The organism is Kocuria rosea, assembly GCF_006094695.1.
Classification (GTDB): domain Bacteria; phylum Actinomycetota; class Actinomycetes; order Actinomycetales; family Micrococcaceae; genus Kocuria; species Kocuria rosea.
Genome location: NZ_CP035103.1, coordinates 3,530,068 through 3,550,430, shown reverse-complemented (window position 1 = coordinate 3,550,430; position 20,363 = coordinate 3,530,068). Strand labels below are relative to the sequence as shown.

Below are 20,363 nucleotides of genomic sequence, written 5' to 3'. Positions count from 1 at the left end.
GTGGGGCCGCACGTGCTCGGCGAGCGGCCCCGGGTGGTCGTGGCCCCGGACAAGTTCAAGGGGTCGCTGACGGCGGCCGAGGCCGCCGCCGTGCTCGCGGCCGGGGTGCGCGATCACCGGCCCGGGGCCCGGATCCGGGCGGTGCCCCTGGCCGACGGGGGCGAGGGCACCGTCGACGCCGCGGTGGCGGCCGGGGCGCGGCTGCGCCGCACCCTCGTCCGGGGCGCCGTGGAGGGCAGGGTGCGGGCGCGCTGGGCGCTGCTCACGGCGCCCTCCGGCGCCACCACCGCGGTCGTCGAGTCCGCCCAGGCGAGCGGGCTGGACCAGGTGCGTCCGAGTCCGGCGACGGCCCGGGCGGCGCACAGCTACGGCTGCGGCCAGCTGATCCGGGCGGCGCTGGACGCCGGGGCGACCGACGTCGTCGTCGGGCTCGGCGGCTCGGCGATGACGGACGGGGGCTCGGGCGCCCTGCGGGCGCTCGGCCTGGACGTCCTCGACGACGACGGCGCGCCCGTCCCCCTGGGCGGGGAGGGGCTGCTGTCCGCCGCCCGCCTGGACGTCTCCGCCCTGGACCCGAGGCTGCGCACGGTGCGGCTGCGGCTGGCCGTGGACGTGCAGAACCCGCTGCACGGCCCTGACGGCGCCGCGCACGTCTTCGCCCCGCAGAAGGGCGCGAACCGCGATGCCCGGCGCGAGCTGGACGCCGCGCTCCGGCGCTGGGCCGGGCTGCTGGCCGGTCTCGAGGGCGCCCGTCCGTTCCTGCTCCCGGGGGCCGGCGCCGCCGGCGGCTTCCCGTCCGGCTTCCTGGCCCTGACCCCGGCGACGCTCGAGCGCGGCTTCGACCTCGTGTCCTCCCTCGTGGGGCTCGAGGAGCAGCTCGAGGACGCGGACCTGCTCGTCGTCGGCGAGGGGTCGCTGGACGCCCAGTCGCTGCAGGGCAAGGCGCCGCTCGCCGCGGCCTCGCTGGCCGCGGCCCGGGGGGTGCCCGTCGTGGCCGTGGCCGGGCGGCTGGGCCTGTCCGCGGAGCAGCTGCGCGGCGCGGGGGTCCTGGCGGCGGCCTCGCTCGTGGGCGTCGCGCCGTCCGTCCGGGCCGCGCAGGACGAGGCGGAGCGCTACGGCCCGCCGGCGACGGTCGAGGCGCTGCGGCTCCTGGCCGGGCTCCCGTCCGACGGCGGGTCGGCCCCGCGAGTGGGCGCCGACACAACCGTTGATTGTGGTTGACGTCACAGGAACCGGCCACTAGCCTGGACGCAACGCAGCTCTGGAAAACGCTTTCCCACACGCTTCGAGGAGATACCGATGACAACGACGCACATCGACACCGAACCGCTCCGGGTCTCCCGGGCGCGGCTGCGCCGAGGGGCGGTCCCGGCATGAGCGTCGTCGAGGAGCTGACCCGGGAGCGCCTGCCCGGGAAGCGGGCCAAGCGTGCGGCCGGCCGGCGGAAGCCCCGCGCCGACAGGCGGGACAACAAGGCCGCGGCGGTCTTCCTGGCACCGTGGATCGTGGGACTGGTGGTCATCACCCTGGGCCCCATGCTGATGTCCCTCTACCTCTCCTTCACCGACTACAACCTCATGCGGGCGCCCGACTGGATCGGGACGGAGAACTTCTCCCGGATGCTCGCGGACGAGCGGCTGCACAACTCGCTGCAGGTGACCTTCACGTACGTGCTCGTCGGGGTGCCGCTGCAGCTCATGCTGGCCCTGGCGATCGCCATGGTCCTCGACCGGGGCCTGCGCGGCCTCGCGTTCTACCGCTCCGTCTTCTACCTGCCCTCGCTGCTCGGCTCCTCGGTGGCCATCGCCATCCTCTGGAAGCAGCTCTTCGGCACCACCGGACTGGTCAACCAGCTCCTGGCCCTCGTGGGCATCGAGGGCATCGGCTGGATCGCCGACCCCCGGACCGCGCTCGGCAGCATCATCCTGCTGCACGTGTGGACCTTCGGGGCGCCGATGATCATCTTCCTCGCGGGCCTGCGCCAGATCCCCACCATGTACTACGAGGCTGCCTCCATCGACGGCGCCGGGAAGATCACAAAGTTCTTCCGGATCACGCTGCCGCTGCTGAGCCCGATCATCTTCTTCAACCTGGTGCTGCAGATCATCCAGGCGTTCCAGTCCTTCACGCAGGCGTTCATCGTCTCCGGCGGCCGAGGAGGTCCGTCCGACTCGACGATGTTCTTCACGCTGTACCTGTACCAGACGGGCTTCGGCCGCTTCGACATGGGCTACGCCGCAGCCATGGCCTGGCTGCTGCTCCTCATCATCGGGGCGTTCACCGCCCTCAACTTCATCGCGTCTAAGTAAGTGTTGGGAAAGGGGTCAGCCCGCGGTTTTCGGTTGCCATGGTCGGCGTCCTGGTGCTGGTGCCAAGCGGCGGGTCATCAGCCCGATCATGGACCACTTGACCATGGCTTCGGCGTGGGCGGGGAGGCGTTCGTAGTCGCGGGCCAGGCGGCGGGTGCGCATCAGCCAGGACAGGGTGCGTTCGACGACCCAGCGGCGGGGAAGGACCTCGAAGACGGGCCGCTTGTCGGTCCTCTTGATGATCTGCACGGTGATGGACAGATAGTACTGGGCGAAGGCCAGCAGCTTGCCGGCGTAGCCGCCGTCGGCCCACACCACCACGATGGAGGGCATCGCCATTCGTGCCCGGTTGAGCACCAGCCGCCCGCCGTCACGGTCCTGCAGGGCCGCGGTGGTGACCAGTACGACGACCAGCAGCCCGAGGGTGTCGGTGACGATGTGGCGCTTGCGGCCGTTGATCCTCTTGCCCGCGTCGTAGCCGCGCGAGTCCGCCCCGACGGTGTCGGCGCCCTTGACCGACTGGGAGTCCATGATCCCGGCGCTGGCCATCGGGTCCCGTCCGGCGGCATCGCGCACTGCGTCGCGCAGGGCGTTGTGGATCCGGTCGGTGGTGCCCTCGGTGTTGAAGCGCTGGAAGTACCAATAGACGGTGTCCCAGGGCGGGAAGTCGTGGGGCAGTGATCGCCATGAGCACCCGGTGCGGTTGACGTACAAGATCGCCTCCACGATCCGTCGCCGCGGGTGCTTGGCAGGACGACCGCCGGGTTTGACCGGCACCATCGGTTCGATCAGCGCCCACTGCTCATCGGTCAGGTCCGAGGGATACGGGCGCGGGGAAGAAGACGCCATGCCACCACGATCCACTCCTCCGTCCCGACAGTCACGCGCAAGCGCATCACGCTTTCCCAACACTTACTAAGTATTGGGTGTTCTACGATGACTAATTCGACAATCGCCGACAGCGCCGTCCGGACGGCCGACCAGGACCTCGTCCCGGCGCAGACCGAGGGCTCGCAGAGTGCCCCGGCGCCGAAGCCCCGCGGTCCGGGGACCCGGGCACGGATCCGCTCCCTGCTCAAGCACCTGGCGCTGATCCTCACCGGCGGCGTGATGATCTACCCGCTGCTGTGGATGGTGGCCAGCTCCCTGCGCCCCGACGACATCATCTTCCGCGAGCCCGGGATCCTGCTGCAGACGCTCGAGACCGCGAACTACTCGGACGGGTGGGGCGCCCTGTCCAGCCCGTTCAGCGTGTACCTGTTCAACTCCGCGGTGGTGGTGCTCGGGTGCATCGTCGGCAACCTGGTCTCCTGCTCCATGGCGGCCTACGCGTTCGCCCGGCTGGAGTTCCGCTTCAAGAAGCCGGCCTTCGCCCTCATGCTCCTCACGATCATGCTGCCGTTCCACGTGGTGATCGTGCCGCAGTACATCATGTTCTCCCAGATCGGGTGGGTGAACACCTTCTGGCCCCTGATCGTGCCGAAGCTGCTCGCCACCGACGCGTTCTTCGTGTTCCTCATGGTGCAGTTCATCCGCGGCATCCCGAAGGACATGGACGAGGCGGCGCGGATCGACGGCGCCGGGCACGCCCGGATCTTCGGGCAGATCATCCTGCCGATGATGGTCCCGGCCCTGGCCACCACCACGATCTTCACGTTCATCTGGACCTGGAACGACTTCTTCAGCGCCCTGATCTACCTGACCGACCCGAACATGTTCACCGTCCCCGTGGCGCTGCGGGCCTTCGTGGACGCCTCCGGGGAGTCCTCGTGGGGATCCCTGTTCGCGATGTCGATCGTGTCCCTGCTGCCGGTGTTCATCGCCTTCCTCGTGGGACAGAAGTTCCTCGTGAAGGGCATCGCCACCACGGGCATCAAGTAGCCGGCGACGGGCCCCGGTGTCCCCGGCCCGCCCGGGCCGGGGACACCCGGCCGCCGGCCCCCACCCCCGCACACCCCTCCAGAACCAGGAGCAACCGATGGACAGCGCAGAGCACAGCGGCACGGACGGCACGGCACGGCAGGGGAGGCGGACCCGGTACGTCCTGGTCGGCACCGGCAACCGGTGCGAGATGTACCTCCGCTCCCTGCTGGACGACCACGCCGACGTCGCCGAGCTGGTGGCGGTGGGCGACACCAACCCCGGGCGGGCCGAGCACTACCGCCGGCTCGCCGAGGAGACCTCGGGCGTCCGGATCGGCGTCCTGGACCCCGCGGAGCTCACCCGGACGATCCGCGAGCAGGGGATCGACCGGGTCATCATCACCACCCCCGACCTCACCCACGCCGACTACATCTGTCAGACGCTGCGCGCCGGGGCGGACGCCGTCGTCGAGAAGCCCCTGACCGTGGACGCCGAGGGCTGCCGCCGGATCACCGCGGCCGTCGACGAGACCGGCCGCCACGTGGTGGTCACCTTCAACTACCGGTACTCCCCGCGCAACACCGCCCTCAAGGACGTCGTGCAGTCCGGGGCGATCGGAACGGTCACCTCCGTGGACTTCAGCTGGATGCTCGACACCGTGCACGGCGCCGACTACTTCCGCCGCTGGCACCGGCAGAAGGAGAACTCCGGCGGGCTGCTGGTGCACAAGTCCTCCCACCACTTCGACCTCGTCAACTGGTGGCTGGCCGACACCCCGGAGCGGGTCTTCGCCTCGGGCGGGCTGCGGTTCTACGGCCGGGACAACGCCGAGGCCCGGGCGCGCGCGGGCGCCCCCGCACGGGACGCCGACGGGGGCGACCCCTTCGCCCTGGACCTGCGCACCGACGAGCGGCTGAGCCGGCTCTACCTCGACCACCAGCACCACGACGGGTACCGCCGGGACCAGGACGTGTTCTCCGACGGGATCAGCATCGAGGACAACCTGGCCCTCGTGGTCGACTACGCCCGCGGCGCCACCCTCTCCTATTCCCTCAACGCCCACTCCCCGTGGGAGGGGTACCGGGTGGCCGTCAACGGCACCGAGGGCCGGGCCGAGCTGGAGGTCGTCGAACGGGCGGCGGTCCTGCCGGCGAGCGGCGGCTCCCCGGTGGACCCCTCGGTCACGGTGGGCCCCCACCGGGGCGGTGCCCGCAGCCGCGGCGAGCGCCTGACCGTCCAGCGCCACTGGGGCGCCGCCGAGGAGGTCGTCATCAGCAACGGGGCGGGCAGCCACGGCGGCGGGGACCGGCTGCTGCTGGCCGACGTCTTCCGCGGCCCCGGCGAGGACCCGTACGGGCGGCCCTCCGGCTACCGGGACGGCGTGGCGGCGGTGGCCGTGGGCATCGCCGGCAACCGCTCCCTCGAGTCCGGGCTGCCCGTCCGGATCGCCGAGCTGGACCTGGGGGCGACCTCCGGGGCGAGCCGGAGCGAGGTCCCGGCATGAGCCGCGTCCTCGTCACCGGCGGCGCGGGCCGGCTCGGCCGCAGCGTGGTCGCCGGGCTGGCGGAGGCCGGCTACGACGTCCTCAGCGTCGACCGGTCCCTGCCCGCGGACCCCGCCGGCTCCCACCCCGCCGTGGAGCACCGAGGCGCGGAGCTCACCGACCCGGACGCCGTGCACGCGCTGATGCGCGCGGTCCGCCCGGACGCCGTGATCAACCTGGCGGCCATCGCCGTCCCGTTCAGCGCCCCCGAGCACGTCATCCTGCAGACCAACGCGGTGATCGCGCACAACGTGGCCGGCGCGGCGACCGAGGCCGGGGTGCGACGGATCGTCATGGCCAGCAGCCCCACGGTGCTGGGCTACGGCTCCCCGGCGGGCTGGTTGCCGCCCGCGTTCCCGCTCACGGAGGAGACCCCTCCCCGGCCGTGGCACGCCTACGGGCTGTCCAAGCACGTGGCGGAGCAGGTGGCACAGATGTTCGCCGCCGCCCGGGGCGAGGCCGTGCGCTACGCGTCCTTCCGCCCCTGCTACGTGATCGCCCCCGAGGAGTGGGAGGGCGCCCCCACGCAGCAGGGCCACACCGTGCGGGAGCGGCTCGACGACCCCGCGCTCGCCGCGCCGGCGCTGTTCAACTACGTGGACGCCCGGGACGTCACGGCCTTCCTGGAGGCGCTGCTGGAACGGATGGGCGCGATCCGCAACGGCGACACCTTCCTGGTGGGCGCCGCCGACGCCCTGGCCCGGCGCCCGCTCGCGGAGCTGCTGCCCGAGTTCGTCCCGGGCAGCGAGCAGCTCGCCGCGGGGCTGACCGGGACGGCCCCCGCCTTCAGCATCGACAAGGCCCGCCGGGTCCTGGACTGGGAGCCGGCGCGCAGCTGGCGCACCGAGCTCCGGGAGGAGCCCGTGGCCGCCGCGGCCGGGGAGCCCGCGGGCGCCGGCCGGCACGGGAAGGACACCGCATGAGCATCGCCGCCCTGCACACGGAGCTCATCACGGCTCGGCTGCCGCGCAGCTGGGGGCCGGAGGCCCCGCAGAACCACGTCGTGGCCGTCACGGTCGTGGCCGACGACGGCGCCACCGGCACCGGCTTCTCCTGGACCCCGACGATCGGGGCGACGGCCGTGAAGGCGCTCCTCGACGACGACCTCGCGGGCTTCGTGCGCGGGCGCACCGAGAACCCCGAGGCCCTCTGGGACGACGCCTGGAAGCACCTGCACGAGGGTGGCACCGGGCTGACCGGGGTGGCGCTCGCGGGCGTGGACCTCGCGCTGTGGGACCTGCGGGCGCGCCGGGCCGGGGTCTCGATCACCGCGCTGCTGGGCCGGCGGCAGGAGAGCGTGGCCGTCTACGGCTCCGGCGTGAACCTGCACTACACCCTGGAGGAGCTGCAGGCGCAGGTGCGCCGGTGGGTCGCCGCCGGCTTCGGCGCGGTCAAGATCAAGGTGGGCAGGGCCGACCTGCGCGAGGACGTGGAACGCGTGGCCGCCGTCCGGGAGCTGCTCGGCCCGCACCGCGGGCTCATGGTCGACGCCAACCAGCGGTGGGACCTGCCCACGGCGCGCCGGGCCCTGGACGCTCTCGCCGAGTTCGGGCCGTCGTGGCTGGAGGAGCCGCTGCGCGCCGACGACCTCGAGGGCTACCGGCAGCTGCGCCGGTTCAGCCGGGTCCCCATCGCCCTGGGGGAGAACCTGCACAACGTCTACCGCTTCCGGGACTTCATCGCGGCCGGCGCCGTGGACGTCGTCCAGCCGAACATCGTCCGGGTGGGCGGCATCACGCCGTTCCGGCGGATCGTGGAGCTCGCGCGCACGCACAGCGTGGGGGTCGCCCCGCACCTGCTGCCGGACCTCTCCGGGCAGCTGGCCCTGACCCTCGCCGAGCCCACCACGGTCGAGGTCGTGGAGGACGCCGGGTTCGCGGACCTCGGCATCCTGGACGGGCCGTCCCCGGTCCGGGTGACCGGCTCGCGGCTGGAGACCCGGGACCTGCCCGGTCTCGGCCTGGTCCTGCAGCAGCAGGCGCTGCCCGCCCTGGACGGTGCGCGTCCCTGAGCACCGGAGCCAGGACCGCCGGAAGGCCCGCACCCCCGGGGGTGCGGGCCTTCCGGCTCCGTGCGGGCGGACGGGGCCGCCTCAGCGCTCCAGCACGGCCGGGCGGTCCCGGCCCCGGACCCGGACCACGGGCCAGCGCGGGTCCACGGACAGGGGCACGACGCCGCCGGGACCCAGCAGCACCGTGTCCTCGATCTTCGTGCCCGGCGCGGACGGGTTCCACGTGAAGGCCTGGTGCTCGTGCACGAGGTCCGGCACCCCCGGGGCGAGCCGCGGGTCCCGCCCGGCGTACCCGGCGGGCCCGCCCTGGTGGTGGCGGGTCCACTCCTCGGCGTCGAAGCCGTGGCGCGGATAGGCGTGCCGGAGCACCGGCAGCAGGTCGGCGAGGGGCAGCCCCGGGCGCAGCGCGTCGAGGACGTCGGCCTCGACCTCCGCGATCCTCGCCTCCGCGTCCGTCTCGGCGGGCTCGGCCGGGCCGAAGCGCACCCATCGGGTCGCGTTGGCGATGAGTCCGCCGCGGCGGGCGCAGACGACCGCCATCGCGCGCCGCCCCAGCGGTCCGGCGGTCGGCAGGGGGTGGCGGTGGGGCAGGCGGTCGGCGCCCCCGCACAGCACCACGAGGGGCTCCGCGCCTGCGCGCACCAGGCCGGCGGTCAGCTCGGCCGCGAGCTCCCGCTCGGTGGTGCGCGGGGTCGCCCGGGTCAGCGCCCCGGTCAGCACCGCCGCGGCGTCCCGGCACAGCCGCGCGTAGCGCTCTGCCTCGCCCGGGAGCAGGGAGGCCCGCGCCGCCCGCAGCGGTGCGGCGACGCACTCCTCGGCGGCCACGGCCATCGCGCGCGCCCCGGGGAACCAGTCCTCCGGTGCCGCGAGGGACCCGTGCCAGGGCACCTCGTGCAGCCGGACGCCCTTGGGCAGCTCCTCGGCCACCAGGCGGGCGGCCTCGTTGGCGGAGGTCACGACCTCGTCGCCGTCCCGGTGCACCAGGACCGCGGCCACCGGCGGACCGGCGAGCGAGACGTGCACGCGCGCGCCGTCGAGGTACCAGGACACGGCGGAGTGGCTCTGCAGCAGCACGGCGTCCACCCCGTGTGCGTCCAGCACCCGCAGGACCCGCCGGCGCTTCTCCGCCCGCTCCGGGGCGCTCACGCGGTCCGGCCCCGGGCCGCGTCCCCGAGCAGGGCCTCCACCCGGGGGGTGTCGAGACGGCCGTCGACGACGAGCACGCGCACCTCCCGCTCGACCGGCCGGTCCGTCGTCGTCGTGACGGGCGCGTCCCAGGCCAGGGCGAGGCCCACCCCCGGGTACCCGGCGTGCCGGACGAACCAGGGGTCGGCCGAGTCGTCGCCGCGCCGCAGGACGAGGGTCGCGGGGCGCCCCGCGAACTCGGCGGAGAAGGCGAGCCACGGGGAGGTGCTGCCGTGCACGGCCTGCTCGCCCGCCGCGTCCGCGGTGAACACGTCCGCGTCGGTGCAGGCGGGGAGCCGCCAGAAGAATCCTCCGTAGCCGCCGCCGGCCCGCCCGTTGGAGCCGGGGCTGCCGAGCCGCACCGGGTGGTCGCCGGCGGGGGAGAGGCGGAAGCGCAGGCCGAGCTCCCAGGCGCGCTCGTGCACGGGCCGGAACGTCCAGCGGCGCTCCTCGGTCAGCACCGCGGCGCCGTCCGGGCCCGTCCAGGCGAGCTCCTCGTCGAGGCGGTCGTCGGCGTGGTGCGCCGCGACCCGGAGCACGCGGCCGTGGTCCTCCCGCCACACGTAGCGCTGCGCCTCCCGGGTGTAGGTGCGCCCGCCCCAGAAGTTGAGGCCGTCCACGTCCTGGAGCGCCGTGCCGACCCCCAGGTGCCAGACGTGGTCCAGGGGCTGCTGGTCCGTGAGGACGACGCCGCCGAGGGTCCGCACGGGGTGCAGGAACGGGCGGGGGGAGGAGGTCGGGGCGACGTCCTCGCCCGTGCGGACCTGCGCCACCTCGCGCTCGCCGAGGAGCACGCTCCCGCTCGTGGCGGCGGGTTGCGCCCAGGGGGCGCCCAGGCCGGCGAAGTCCGACTGCGCCCTGACCGCCCGCGCCGCCCAGTCCTCGATCCCGTCGAGGACGGCGCGCGGCGCCGTCCCGTCCTCCTGGTGCCAGCGGACGTGCTCGGGGGCGATCGGGACGGGGTCCGGGGCGGTGCGGACGGCGTCCAGCACCCGCACGAAGGCCCCCGTGGCGACCAGCGGGCACAGCAGCGCGGTGCCCCGGGCCCGGGCGTCGATCAGGTTCTCGAGCAGGTTCGTGCGCCCGGACTCGACAACCCGCGTCCCCTCCGGGCCCGTGACGGTCAGCCGGTCCTGGGTGTAGTGCAGGACGGCCTGCCCCTCCGTGCCCTCCACGGTGATGAACGGGTCCTGCTGCTCGGCGGCGCACAGGGTCAGGGCACACGTGACCGGGATCCCGGCCGCGGTGCGCACCCGGACCACCGAGGTGTCGTCGGACTCGATGGCGTTGGCGCGGTAGAGCTCGGTGCTCAGCTCGGCGACGTCCTCGCGGGTGCGGGCACCGGCGAGGTGCAGGGCGGTCATCACCGCGTGGGCCAGCGGGTTGGTGACCACGCCGTCCACCACGTCCACCCCGCCGATGCGGCGCCGCCCGGCCCACGGGGACCGGGTGAAGTAGTCGGTGTCCCGGGACCACAGCCCCGTGGCGCCCACCGCGCGCAGCCGCCCGATCTCCCCGCTGGCGAGCAGTCGCTCGACGACCTCCAGGGAGTGGGAGCCCAGGCTCTGGAAGCCCACCTGGACGAGCCGGTCCGCCGCCCCGGCGGCCTCGAGGAGGCGGTCGAACTGGTCGAGGCTGGCCACGGGGGGCTTCTCGAGCAGGACGTCGGCCCCCATCCGGAGGGCGGCCAGGGCGAGGTCGAAGTGGGTGTCGATGGGGGTGGAGACCACCACGACGTCCACGTCCGGGCCGGCGTCCTCCAGCTGCGCCAGGTCGCCGAACATGGGCACGTCCGGTCCGAGCACCCCGTCGTCGTCGACCCGCCGGTCGACGGCCGCCACCAGGCGGACACGGCCCTCCTCCTCGAGCCGGCGGATGTTCGCGAGGTGGCGTCCGCCGAAGCCGCCGATCCCCACCAGGCAGACGCGCACGGGTCCCTCCGGCGCGGTGCGGGCGGCGGGGGCGGACACGGTCTGGGTCTGCACAGGTTCTCCTGGATTCGGCGGGCGGGTTCGGCGGGCGGGTTCGGCTGTCGGAGGCAGGTGGAGCCGCGGGCGCCGGACGGTGCCGTCCGGCGCCCGCGGAGTGTGCGGGGGGGTCAGCTGATCGCCGACTCCATCTCGGACATCATGCGCTCGGCGGCCTCCTCGGGGGTCGAGCGCTCGAAGAGCACGTCGAGCTCGTAGCGGTAGATGATCTCCTGCAGGGTGCTGAAGCCCAGCGGCGGGACCGGCAGCGCCTCGCCCAGCTCGGGCTGGATCTCCTCGACGAACTCCGCGGCCGCGGTGTCCGCCTCGCTGAGCTCGGGCAGCACGGCCTCGCGCACCGTCTCGTTGGCGGGCAGGCCGCGGTCCGCGAGGTTGATCTTGCCGGCCTCCTCGCTGTTGACCATGAAGTCGATGAACGCCTTGACCTCCTCGGGGTGCTCGGTGCGGGCGGAGGCGGACATGAACATGGCCGACTTCTGGAAGAGCTGCGCGCCGCCCTCGGTGCCGTCGGTGCTCGGGAAGCGGAGCGGGACGAGCTGGTTGCCGGACGCGGCGTTGAGGGCGCTCAGCTGGTTGGTCCACCACATGCCCATGGCCGCGCCGTTGGTGCCGGTGAGCGACTGGTCGGGGCCCGGCTCCTGGTCCTCCGTGACCACCGAGGCCGGGGGCAGGGCGCCGTCCTCCATCATCTGGTGCCACATGCCCAGGTAGCCGGCGGCGTCGCTCGCCTCGAAGCCGAGCTGCCCCTCGGGCGTGGTGAGCTCCTTGCCCTGCTGGCGCAGCCAGATCTGGAAGCCGGCCGGCTCGTTCGGGCCGCTGGTGCCGTGGACGTCCGTGTTCTCGGCGATCTGCTGGGAGACCTCGGAGAAGTCGTCCCAGGTCCACGTGGAGTCGTCCGGCAGCTCGACCCCGGCCTCCTCGTAGATGGTGGGGTTCGCCATCATCGCCATCACGTTGACGCCCGTGGCCACGCCGAAGAGGCCCTCCTCGGTCCGGCCGCTGTCCACGACGCCCTCGTCGAGCTCGGCGACGTCCACGTCGGAGAGGTCCAGCAGCGCGCCGTTGTCCGCGTACTCGCGCAGGTACTTCTCGTCCATCTGGATGATGTCCGGGGCGTCGCTGGAGGCCGTCTGCGTGGCCAGCTTGTCCCAGTAGCCGCCGAAGTCGCCGTACTCGCCCACGATGGTGACCCCCGGGTTCTGCTCCTCGAAGGCGTCGATGATCTCCTGCGTCTGCTGGTGGCGGGTGTCCGAGCCCCACCAGGCGAAGCGCAGCTCGACGTTGCCGTCGGCGTTCGCATCGTCGGCGCCGCCGCAGCCGGTCAGGGCCAGCGCCGACACGCTGAGGACGGTGGCGGCCTTCGCGAGGGTTCCCGTTCGCTTCATGCTGATCATGTCTCCTATGGGTCGAGGCAACGCCTTCTGGAAAGCGTTTTCCCGAGCGTAGCTGTGACCTGCCTCACGGGTCAAGGGCTCGCTCGGATTTCGTCGGCCGTGTCGCGCCGGCGCCCGCCGGGGGCGCCGGCCGCGGTGCCTACGACCGGCCGAAGGCCACGCTGTCCGTGGTCCAGGCGCGGGCCTGACCGCTGAGCGTGACGCCGAGCCCGGGGCGGTCGGGGACGAGCATGCGCCCGTCCCGGGTCTCCAGGCGCTCCTCGAAGAGGGGGTCGAGCCAGTCGAAGTGCTCCACCCACGGCTCGCGCGGATAGGCCGCCGCCAGGTGCAGGTGGATCTCCATGGCGAAGTGGGGGGCCAGCCCCAGTCCGCGCTGGTCGGCCAGGGCCGCCAGGCGCAGGAACTGGGTGATGCCCCCCACGCGCGGGGCGTCGGGCTGGATGATGTCGCAGGCCCGGGCGTCGATGAGCCGGACGTGCTCCGCGACGGAGGCGAGCATCTCGCCGGTGGCGATCGGCGTGTCCAGGGCCGCGGCCAGCTGGGCGTGGCCCTCGGCGTCGTAGGCGTCAAGGGGCTCCTCGATCCAGACGAGGTCGAACTCCTCCAGCCGGCGGCCCATGCGCAGGGCCGTGGCGCGGTCCCACTGCTGGTTGGCGTCGACCATCAGGGGCACGTCCGCGCCGATGTGCTCGCGGACGCCCGCCACGCGGCGCAGGTCCTCGGCGGAGTCGGGCAGGCCCACCTTGATCTTGATCCCGCCGATGCCCTCCTCGAGGGAGCGGGTGGCGCGGTCCCGGACCTCCTCCAGGGAGGCGTTGAGGAACCCGCCGGAGGTGTTGTAGGTCCGCACGGAGTCCCGGTGGGCGCCCAGCAGCTTGGCCAGCGGCAGCCCGGCGCGCTTGGCCTTGAGGTCCCAGAGGGCCACGTCGATCGCGGCCAGCGCCTGGGTGGCCACTCCGGAGCGGCCCACGGAGGCGCCCGCCCACAGCAGCTTGTCGTACACCCTGGCGATGTCGTTGGGGTCCTCGCCGATCAGGCCCTCCGCCACCTCCTTCGCGTGGGCGTACTGGGCGGGGCCCCCGGCGCGCTTGGAGTAGCTGAAGCCCATCCCGGTGTGCCCCTGCGCCGTGCTGATCTCGGCGAAGAGGAACACGACCTCGGTCATCGGCCGCTGCCGGCCGGTGAAGACCTTGGCGTCGGAGATCGGGGTGCTCAGCGGCAGGGTGGCGGTGGAGAGCTGGACGTGGCGGACGGTGTCCGGGGTGTACGGCATGGCGGGATCCTCGAGGGTCTCGGCGGCGGCGGTCAGAATGAATAATACAAATAAATAACTTGTATGACTAGTGCTCGTGGGTGCACCCGGGCCGCTCGGCACCGAAACACTCTGTACATAGTTATTGTGACCTGCAACACTGGCGGCGAGACCGTGTGAACCCCACGCCCGCGCCGCGCCCCCCGGGCACGCACCGCGGAAAGGATGTGGACCGATGCCGATCGACCCGCCCCACGCCGGACCGGCCGCCGCGCTGCTCCAGGACTTCTCCCTCGAGATGACGGGCAAGGACGTGCCGGCCCTGGAGGAGGCCGCCGCCGTGGTCCCTGCGGGGACCCGGATCAACGTGACCTTCCTCGGCAACGAGGACCTGGGCATGCGCGTGGACGCGGCCCGCGCGGTGCGCGAGCACGGCTTCGTCCCCGTGCCCCACCTCTCGGCGCGGAGGCTGCACTCCCAGGGCGAGCTCGAGGAGTTCCTCGCGGCGCTCGCGGAGGTCGGCGCCGCCGAGCACGTGTTCGTGGTGGGCGGGGACCCCGAGACCCCCGAGGGCCCCTACCCGGACTCCCTCTCCGTCATCCGCACCGGAGTGCTCCCGCGGCACGGCGTGCGGGGGGTGGGCGTCAGCGGCTACCCGGAGGGCCACCCCGGCATCGACGACGCCGCCCTCTGGTCCGCCCTGACCGACAAGACGGCCGCGATCCGCGAGCAGGGCCTCGAGCCCGAGATCATCACCCAGTTCGGCTTCGACAAGGACCCGGTCCTGGAGTGGCTGGCCGAGGTGCGCCGCCGCGGCGTCGACACCCCGGTGCGGATCGGGGTGCCGGGGCCGGCGGGCGTCCGGCGGCTGCTCGGCTACGCGCGCCGCTTCGGCGTGGGCACCTCGGCGGGGATCGTCCAGAAGTACGGCTTCTCCCTGACGAACCTGCTGGGCACCGCGGGCCCGGACCGCTTCCTGCGCGACCTCGCCGCCGGCCTCGACCCCGCCGTCCACGGGCAGGTGCTGCTGCACTTCTACACCTTCGGCGGACTCCGGGCCACGGCCGAGTGGGTCCGCGAGTTCGGGACGGACGGGGGGACCCCGTGAGCGCGGCCCGCCCGTCGATGCTCCGCCCGGACCACGCCAGCCTCGTGGTGCACGGCCGGGACCAGCCGGGGATCGTCGCCGTCGTCACCGACGTCCTCGCCCGGCACGGGGCGAACATCGTGGCCCTCGACCAGCACTCGGACGACCCCGAGGGCGGGGCGTTCTTCCAGCGCACCGTCTTCCACCTGCCCGGCTACCCGGCCCTGCGGCCGGCGCTCGAGCAGGACCTCGGCGCGGCCCTCGCGGACGGGTTCGAGCTGGAGTGGCGGTTCACGGACCTCTCGGTGCCGCGGCGCGTGGCGATCTTCGCCTCGAAGTCCGACCACTGCCTGCTCGACCTCGTCTGGCGCCAGCGCCGGGGCGAGCTGCCCATGACGATCTCCATGGTCGTCTCCAACCACCCCGACATGGCCGAGGACGTCCGCGGCTTCGGCATCCCCTTCTTCCACGTCCCCACCCAGGACAAGGCCGCGGCCGAGGCGGAGCACCTGCGCCTGCTGCAGGGCAACGTCGACCTCGTGGTCCTCGCCCGCTACATGCAGATCCTGTCCTCCACGTTCCTGACCGAGGTCGGGGTGCCGGTGATCAACATCCACCACTCGTTCCTGCCGGCCTTCATCGGGGCCGAGCCGTACCGCAAGGCCAAGGAGCGGGGTGTGAAGATCATCGGCGCCACCGCGCACTACGTCACCGAGGACCTCGACGAGGGCCCGATCATCGAGCAGGACGTGGTCCGGGCCTCGCACCGGGACTCCGCGCAGGAGCTCGCCCGCCGCGGCGCGGACGTGGAGCGCCAGGTGCTCTCCCGCGCCGTGCTGTGGCACTGCCAGGACCGCATCATCCGGCACGACCGCCAGACCATCGTGTTCTGATCCCCGCCCCGGCCGCGCCGTCGCGGCGGGGCACCACCGCAGAGAAGGAGTCAACCGTGGCACCCCGCACTCTCCAGGACGTCCTCGACGCCTCGAACGGCACCGTCGAGCTGCTCCGCAACTCGCAGATCGGCGCGTACGTCTACCCCGTGGTCGCGCCCGAGTTCCACAACTGGCGCAGCGAGCAGAAGGCGTGGCGGGAGACCGCCGTGCTCTACGACCAGTCCCACCACATGGACAACCTCTTCATCCGCGGCAAGGACGCGCTGCGACTGATCTCGGACACCGCGATCAACAGCACGCGGACGTTCCCCGTGAACAAGGCGAAGCAGTACGTGCCCACCACCCCGGCCGGCCACGTCATCGGCGACGGCATCCTGTTCCACCAGGAGGAGGACGAGTACGTCTACGTGGGCCGCGCCCCGGCCGCCAACTGGCTGCTCTACCACGGCGAGACCGGCGGCTACGACGTCGACATCGAGGTCGACCGCCGCTCCCCGTCCCGCCCGATGGGCAAGCCCGTGGTCCGGAAGTACTGGCGCTTCCAGATCCAGGGCCCCAACGCGTGGCAGATCATCGAGAAGCTCAACGGCGGGCCGCTCGAGCAGCTGAAGTTCTTCACGATGGACCGCATGAGCGTGGGCGGCGCCCGGGTGCGCACCCTGCGCCACGGCATGGCCGGCGCCCCCGGCCTGGAGATCTGGGGCCCCTACGAGTCCTACGACCAGGTGCGGGCCACGATCCTGGAGGCCGGCGCCGAGTTCGGCATCGTGCCCGTCGGCGCCCGGGCGTACCCCTCCAACACCCTCGAGTCGGGCTGGATCCCGTCCCCGCTGCCGGCGATCTACACCGGGGAGGGCACGGCGGACTACCGGAGGTGGCTCGGGGCGGACAGCTACGAGGCCACCAACGCGCTCGCCGGCAGCTTCGTCTCCGAGAACATCGAGGACTACTACCTCACGCCGTGGGAGCTGGGCTACGGGTCCTTCGTGAAGTTCGACCACGACTTCATCGGCCGCGACGCCCTGGAGCAGGTCGACCCCTCGACCCAGCGCCGGAAGGCGACCCTGGCCTGGAACGCCGAGGACATGACGAAGATCTTCGCCTCCCTCTTCGACACCGAGGGCCCGGACTACAAGTACTTCGACCTGCCCCTGGCCAACTACGGCTCGTCCAACTACGACGCGGTGGTCGACGCCGACGGCCGCACGGTGGGCCTGTCCATGTTCACCGGCTACAGCTACAACGAGCGCAAGGGCCTGTCCCTGGCGACCGTCGACCCGAACGTGCCCGAGGGCACCGAGCTGAAGGTCGTCTGGGGCGAGCCGGACGGCGGCAGCCGCAAGACCACCGTGGAGCCGCACGAGCAGCTCGAGGTCCGGGCCGTGGTCAGCCCCGTGCCCTACTCCGAGGTGGTCCGCAAGGACTACCACGGGGGGTGGCGGACCGCCTCGGCGAAGGGCTAGCCGAGGAGCGGTCCGAGGGCGCGCAGCACGGGCCCGGGGTCCCAGCGCCCGAGGCCGTCGACCGCCCCGACGGGGTGCACGCCCGCCACCGAGTTGGTCACGAACACCTCGGTGGCGCGGGCGAGCTCCGCCCACCGGACCGGGCGCTCGCGGACGTCCGTGCCGGCGGCGCGCAGCGCCGCCAGCACGCGGGCGCGCACCACCCCGGGCAGGATCCGGCCGTCCGCGGGCGGGGTGAGCACGGCGCCGTCGACGACGACGAAGACGTTCGCCCGGCCCGTCTCCAGGAGCATGCCGTCCGCGTCCACGAGCAGCGGGTCGCAGCTGCGCGACCACAGCCCGGGGACCGGCTCGTGGGCGAGCACCCGGCGGTCCGCCCACTTGTGCCCCCCGAGGCCGCCGGGCAGCCGGACGGGGACGAGCCGCCACGGCGGCACCGGCTCCGGGGGGAGGGCCGTGGCGGTAACCGTCACGGTCACGGCGCCCCCCGGGGCGGGCACGGCCGTGATCCGCAGCCGGTGCGGACCGGGCAGCGCGGCGGCCCGGTCCAGCACCTCGCCGCGGACGCCCGCGGGCAGGGCCGCGCCGCAGCAGGCGAGGCAGCTGGCGCCGAGCCGGGCGAGGTGGGCCTCGAGGTCCACGGGCGCGCCCTCGCGCACGAGCAGCGTGGTGAACACCCCCTCCTCCCGGGCCGGCGGGAGGACCGGCAGCGCCGGGAGGAGCTCGAGCACGGTCGCGGGCCGGTGCCCGTCCCAGTCCCGCCGGAGGTCCTCGTCCAGCACGGCCCCGACGGCGTCGAGCAGGGGCACCGCCTTCACGAGCGTCTCGTGCGCCTCGTCCGCGGGGTCGGAGTCGGCCACGATCCCGCCGCCCACCCCGAGCCGGACCCGGTCGCCGGTGAACTCGAAGGTGCGGATCGCCACGTTGAGCACCAGACCGGCCGGGCCCGCGCGGCCGATCGCCCCCGTGTAGACCTCGCGGGCCGCGGGCTCGAGCGCGTTGACGATCTCCATGGCCCGGATCTTGGGCGCACCCGTGCAGGACCCCGGGGGGAACGTGGCCCGCAGCAGCGCCCCGTCCCCCAGCCCCGCGGGCAGCCGCCCGTGCACGTCCGCCACCAGGTGGTGGACCCCGGTGTGCGGCTCGACCCGGGGCGTGGCCGGGGCGCGCACCGACCCGGGCACGCACGCCCGGGAGAGGTCGTTGCGCATCAGGTCCACGATCATGACGTTCTCCGCCCGGTTCTTCGCCGAGCCGTGCAGCGCCGCGGGGTCGCTCGCGGCCGGTGCGGTGCCCTTGATCGGGGACGTCAGGACCGTGCGCCCGGTGCGGCGCAGGAACAGCTCCGGGGACAGGCTCGCCACCGCGGCCCCCTCCGGGAGACGCAGGAACGCGGCGAAGCGCGGGGCCAGGGCCTCCTGGCCGGCGCAGAACAGGTCCAGCGGGTCGCCCCGGAAACCCGCCTCGAGACCGCGGCAGACGTTGGTCTGGAAGACGTCGCCGTCGCGGATGCGGCCCAGCACCGCGGTCACGGCGGCGGCGTGCGCGGCGGCCGAGGCGTCGGCCGTGAAGGGCCCGCACCGGTAGGGCGCCGGTGCGTGCGGGGCGTCCTGCGCCGTGCGGGCGAGCTCCCGCGCGGCCGCCACCCGGGCCGGGTCCGTGCCCGGCAGCCACTCGAGCACCCAGGCGCCGTCCGCGGCGCGGTGGCGCAGGACGTGGTCGTAGTACCCGAGGTGGTGGTCCGGCAGCCGCGCGGGGCGCGGCGGGGCGGCGGGGAGCCGCTCGAGGCGCCGGGCCAGCTGGTAGCCGAGGTAGCCGATCCAGCCGCCGCCGAAGGCCGCCTCCTGGGGGTCGTCCGGCGGGGGATCCCCCTCCGGGGCGGCATCCGGCAGCGGGGTGCCCGGAATCGGGACCCGGGCGTCCAGGGCCGCGAAGGGGTCCTCGCCGGCGCCCAGCACCCGGAGCGGCCGCACACCGATCACGGTGTCGCCGCCGGACCAGTCGCCGAACAGCCCCACCAACCCGGGCTGGTCCCGCAGGGCCCGCAGCATCTGCACCGGGGACAGGCGGACCCCGGTGAGGACCTCCTGCGTCGTCACGGCCGCCTCAGCCGTTCCCCGGGGCGGCCGCGGACGGCCCGTCGCCCGCCTCCGCCTCGAGCCGCCACCGGGAGTTCGCCAGGTGCGCGCGCATCGCCGCCGACGCGGCGAGCGGGTCGCGGGCCCGGATCGCGTCCAGGACCGACCGGTGCTCGGCGGCGACCCGGGCCGCGCGCCCACCGCCGGGGGCGCCGTCCAGCCGGCGCGGCGGCATGGTGATCATGGCGGGCCCGAGGCCGGTCAGGGCGTCCACGTAGTACGGGTTCCCGCTGGCCTCCGCCACGGTCCGGTGGAACTCGAAGTCGTTCTCCAGGGACGCGGCCGGGTTGTCGACCTCCTCCTCGGACCGCGCCAGGGCGTCCTCCATCCGGGCGAGCTGGTGCTCCTCCCGCGCCGTGGCCGCCAGCGCCGCGGCCTCGGACTCGACCCCGGTGCGGAAGGCCAGCAGGCGGCGCCGGTCCTGCAGGGTCCGCACCGGCCGGCTCGTCCCGCCGGGCGCGGCCGGAGCGGTCAGCACGAAGCTTCCGCTGCCCCGCCGGGTGTGCACGAGTCCCTCCGCCTGCAGCCGGGCGACGGCCTCGCGCACCACCGTGCGGCTGACCCCGTGCTCCGCGATCAGGGTGCTCTCGCTGGGCAGGCGCTCGCCGGGGGAGATGCGCCCGTCCACGATGCGCGCCCGGAGGTCGTCCACGAGGGTGGAGGTGAGGTTGCGGCTCATGGGGACATGATCCCACCCCGGGAGCGGCCCCCGCAGCCCGGGGCGTCAGGGCCGGCGGCCGACCTCCTCGACCACGCTGCGCCCCGTGCCCGCCCGGGACTCCCAGGCCCAGGTCTCGTGCAGGCGCACCCTGCCGTCCCCGAGCACCTCGATGCGGGACGTGCACGCCCCGCCGGCGGTCTCCCCGGCACGGTCCAGGTGCGAGTAGCGGAAGCTCAGCCCGTCCCCGGCGCGCGTGCCGACGAGGAAGCCCCGGCGCACCGAGCCGCCCGCGTACTCGGCCCACACGAGGTCGTCCTCCTGGTGGTAGTCGAAGACCGTGTCGGAGCCGACGTCCCCGTCGGCGGCGTTGGACACGCCCACGAACGTCCTCCCGTCGAGGTCCACGGCGTCCGGCGCGGTCGGCGGGGTGCGGTGCAGATCGGTCATGGGTCCACCGTACGGTGCGCCGGGCGCCGTCGTTATCGGTCCGCGATAACCTCCCTTGGCGGGCCCTTCCACGGGCCGCGACACTGGCACCGAGAGTCCCGGGGTGAACCGGGACGTCCGCGAGAG

At 73.9% G+C, this 20,363-nt stretch carries 17 protein-coding genes; 9 read left to right on the top strand and 8 right to left on the bottom strand.

Translation table 11 applies throughout. The features are described 5' to 3' along the window. Both EQG70_RS16215 and EQG70_RS16210 read left to right on the top strand, forming a co-directional pair. Nucleotides 1-1,221: a glycerate kinase gene (locus EQG70_RS16215; RefSeq protein WP_244296575.1), complete on the top strand. Its 1,221-nt coding sequence runs from the start codon at nucleotides 1-3 to the stop codon at nucleotides 1,219-1,221. 152 nt (nucleotides 1,222-1,373) lie between these two features. Beyond that, nucleotides 1,374-2,309, top strand: coding sequence for a carbohydrate ABC transporter permease (locus tag EQG70_RS16210; protein ID WP_208746216.1), 936 nt, complete (start codon nucleotides 1,374-1,376; stop codon nucleotides 2,307-2,309). A 15-nt stretch (nucleotides 2,310-2,324) separates the two neighbouring features. Here the strand turns inward: EQG70_RS16210 and EQG70_RS16205 are convergent, their stop codons facing one another. Next, on the bottom strand, nucleotides 2,325-3,158 hold the full coding sequence (locus EQG70_RS16205; protein ID WP_109268361.1) for an IS5 family transposase: 834 nt from the start codon (nucleotides 3,156-3,158) through the stop codon (nucleotides 2,325-2,327). A gap of 87 nt (nucleotides 3,159-3,245) precedes the next feature. Here EQG70_RS16205 and EQG70_RS16200 point away from each other — a divergent pair, with 87 nt between their 5' ends. The 4 genes from EQG70_RS16200 to EQG70_RS16185 all read left to right on the top strand — a co-directional run bounded on the left by EQG70_RS16200 (nucleotide 3,246) and on the right by EQG70_RS16185 (nucleotide 7,726). Next, nucleotides 3,246-4,190 carry a carbohydrate ABC transporter permease gene (locus EQG70_RS16200; RefSeq protein WP_172604323.1) on the top strand — a complete coding sequence of 315 codons (945 nt, stop codon included), beginning with the start codon at nucleotides 3,246-3,248 and terminating at the stop codon, nucleotides 4,188-4,190. 97 nt (nucleotides 4,191-4,287) lie between these two features. After that, on the top strand, nucleotides 4,288-5,676 hold the full coding sequence (locus tag EQG70_RS16195) for a Gfo/Idh/MocA family protein (RefSeq protein ID WP_109243162.1): 1,389 nt from the start codon (nucleotides 4,288-4,290) through the stop codon (nucleotides 5,674-5,676). Continuing rightward, the gene (locus EQG70_RS16190) at nucleotides 5,673-6,638 is read left to right on the top strand and encodes an NAD-dependent epimerase/dehydratase family protein (RefSeq protein ID WP_109268360.1); all 966 of its coding nucleotides are present in this window, start codon (nucleotides 5,673-5,675) and stop codon (nucleotides 6,636-6,638) included. Before EQG70_RS16195 ends, EQG70_RS16190 begins: the two co-directional genes overlap by 4 nt. Next, nucleotides 6,635-7,726 carry a mandelate racemase/muconate lactonizing enzyme family protein gene (locus tag EQG70_RS16185; protein WP_109268359.1) on the top strand — a complete coding sequence of 364 codons (1,092 nt, stop codon included), beginning with the start codon at nucleotides 6,635-6,637 and terminating at the stop codon, nucleotides 7,724-7,726. Before EQG70_RS16190 ends, EQG70_RS16185 begins: the two co-directional genes overlap by 4 nt. 81 nt (nucleotides 7,727-7,807) lie before the next feature. Here EQG70_RS16185 and EQG70_RS16180 read toward each other — a convergent pair whose 3' ends face one another. From EQG70_RS16180 to EQG70_RS16165, 4 genes are all read right to left on the bottom strand, one after another. Beyond that, complete coding sequence (locus tag EQG70_RS16180; RefSeq protein WP_109268358.1) at nucleotides 7,808-8,872, bottom strand: M24 family metallopeptidase; 1,065 nt, start codon at nucleotides 8,870-8,872, stop codon at nucleotides 7,808-7,810. Continuing rightward, the gene (locus EQG70_RS16175) at nucleotides 8,869-10,896 is read right to left on the bottom strand and encodes a DUF6807 family protein (RefSeq protein ID WP_109268357.1); all 2,028 of its coding nucleotides are present in this window, start codon (nucleotides 10,894-10,896) and stop codon (nucleotides 8,869-8,871) included. Before EQG70_RS16175 ends, EQG70_RS16180 begins: the two co-directional genes overlap by 4 nt. A 113-nt stretch (nucleotides 10,897-11,009) precedes the next feature. Beyond that, the gene (locus tag EQG70_RS16170) at nucleotides 11,010-12,284 is read right to left on the bottom strand and encodes an ABC transporter substrate-binding protein (protein ID WP_043739617.1); all 1,275 of its coding nucleotides are present in this window, start codon (nucleotides 12,282-12,284) and stop codon (nucleotides 11,010-11,012) included. Nucleotides 12,285-12,432: 148 nt separating this feature from the next. Beyond that, nucleotides 12,433-13,566: an L-talarate/galactarate dehydratase gene (locus tag EQG70_RS16165; RefSeq protein ID WP_109268356.1), complete on the bottom strand. Its 1,134-nt coding sequence runs from the start codon at nucleotides 13,564-13,566 to the stop codon at nucleotides 12,433-12,435. Nucleotides 13,567-13,780: 214 nt separating this feature from the next. On the opposite strand from EQG70_RS16165, the gene EQG70_RS16160 reads away from it, so the two are divergent. The 3 genes from EQG70_RS16160 to ligM are packed head-to-tail and all read left to right on the top strand — an operon-like array spanning nucleotide 13,781 to nucleotide 16,991. Beyond that, nucleotides 13,781-14,653: a methylenetetrahydrofolate reductase gene (locus EQG70_RS16160; protein ID WP_109268355.1), complete on the top strand. Its 873-nt coding sequence runs from the start codon at nucleotides 13,781-13,783 to the stop codon at nucleotides 14,651-14,653. Between the two features lie 17 nt (nucleotides 14,654-14,670). Next, nucleotides 14,671-15,525, top strand: coding sequence for a formyltetrahydrofolate deformylase (gene purU / locus EQG70_RS16155; protein ID WP_109268461.1), 855 nt, complete (start codon nucleotides 14,671-14,673; stop codon nucleotides 15,523-15,525). Nucleotides 15,526-15,581: 56 nt separating this feature from the next. Next, nucleotides 15,582-16,991, top strand: a complete 1,410-nt coding sequence (gene ligM, locus EQG70_RS16150; protein WP_109268354.1) for a vanillate/3-O-methylgallate O-demethylase — start codon at nucleotides 15,582-15,584, stop codon at nucleotides 16,989-16,991. On the opposite strand, the gene EQG70_RS16145 is transcribed toward ligM, so the two are convergent. Genes EQG70_RS16145 through EQG70_RS16135 form a run of 3 tightly spaced genes read right to left on the bottom strand, consistent with a single transcriptional unit; the run spans nucleotide 16,988 to nucleotide 20,237 of the window. Next, on the bottom strand, nucleotides 16,988-19,090 hold the full coding sequence (locus tag EQG70_RS16145) for a bifunctional anthranilate synthase component I family protein/class IV aminotransferase (RefSeq protein WP_109268353.1): 2,103 nt from the start codon (nucleotides 19,088-19,090) through the stop codon (nucleotides 16,988-16,990). The two genes, ligM and EQG70_RS16145, sit on opposite strands and share 4 nt — an antisense overlap. Nucleotides 19,091-19,097: 7 nt before the next feature. Then, nucleotides 19,098-19,808: a FadR/GntR family transcriptional regulator gene (locus EQG70_RS16140; RefSeq protein ID WP_109268352.1), complete on the bottom strand. Its 711-nt coding sequence runs from the start codon at nucleotides 19,806-19,808 to the stop codon at nucleotides 19,098-19,100. A gap of 45 nt (nucleotides 19,809-19,853) precedes the next feature. Then, nucleotides 19,854-20,237: an avidin-fold protein gene (locus EQG70_RS16135; RefSeq protein WP_017834682.1), complete on the bottom strand. Its 384-nt coding sequence runs from the start codon at nucleotides 20,235-20,237 to the stop codon at nucleotides 19,854-19,856. Between the last annotated feature and the right edge of the window lie 126 nt (nucleotides 20,238-20,363).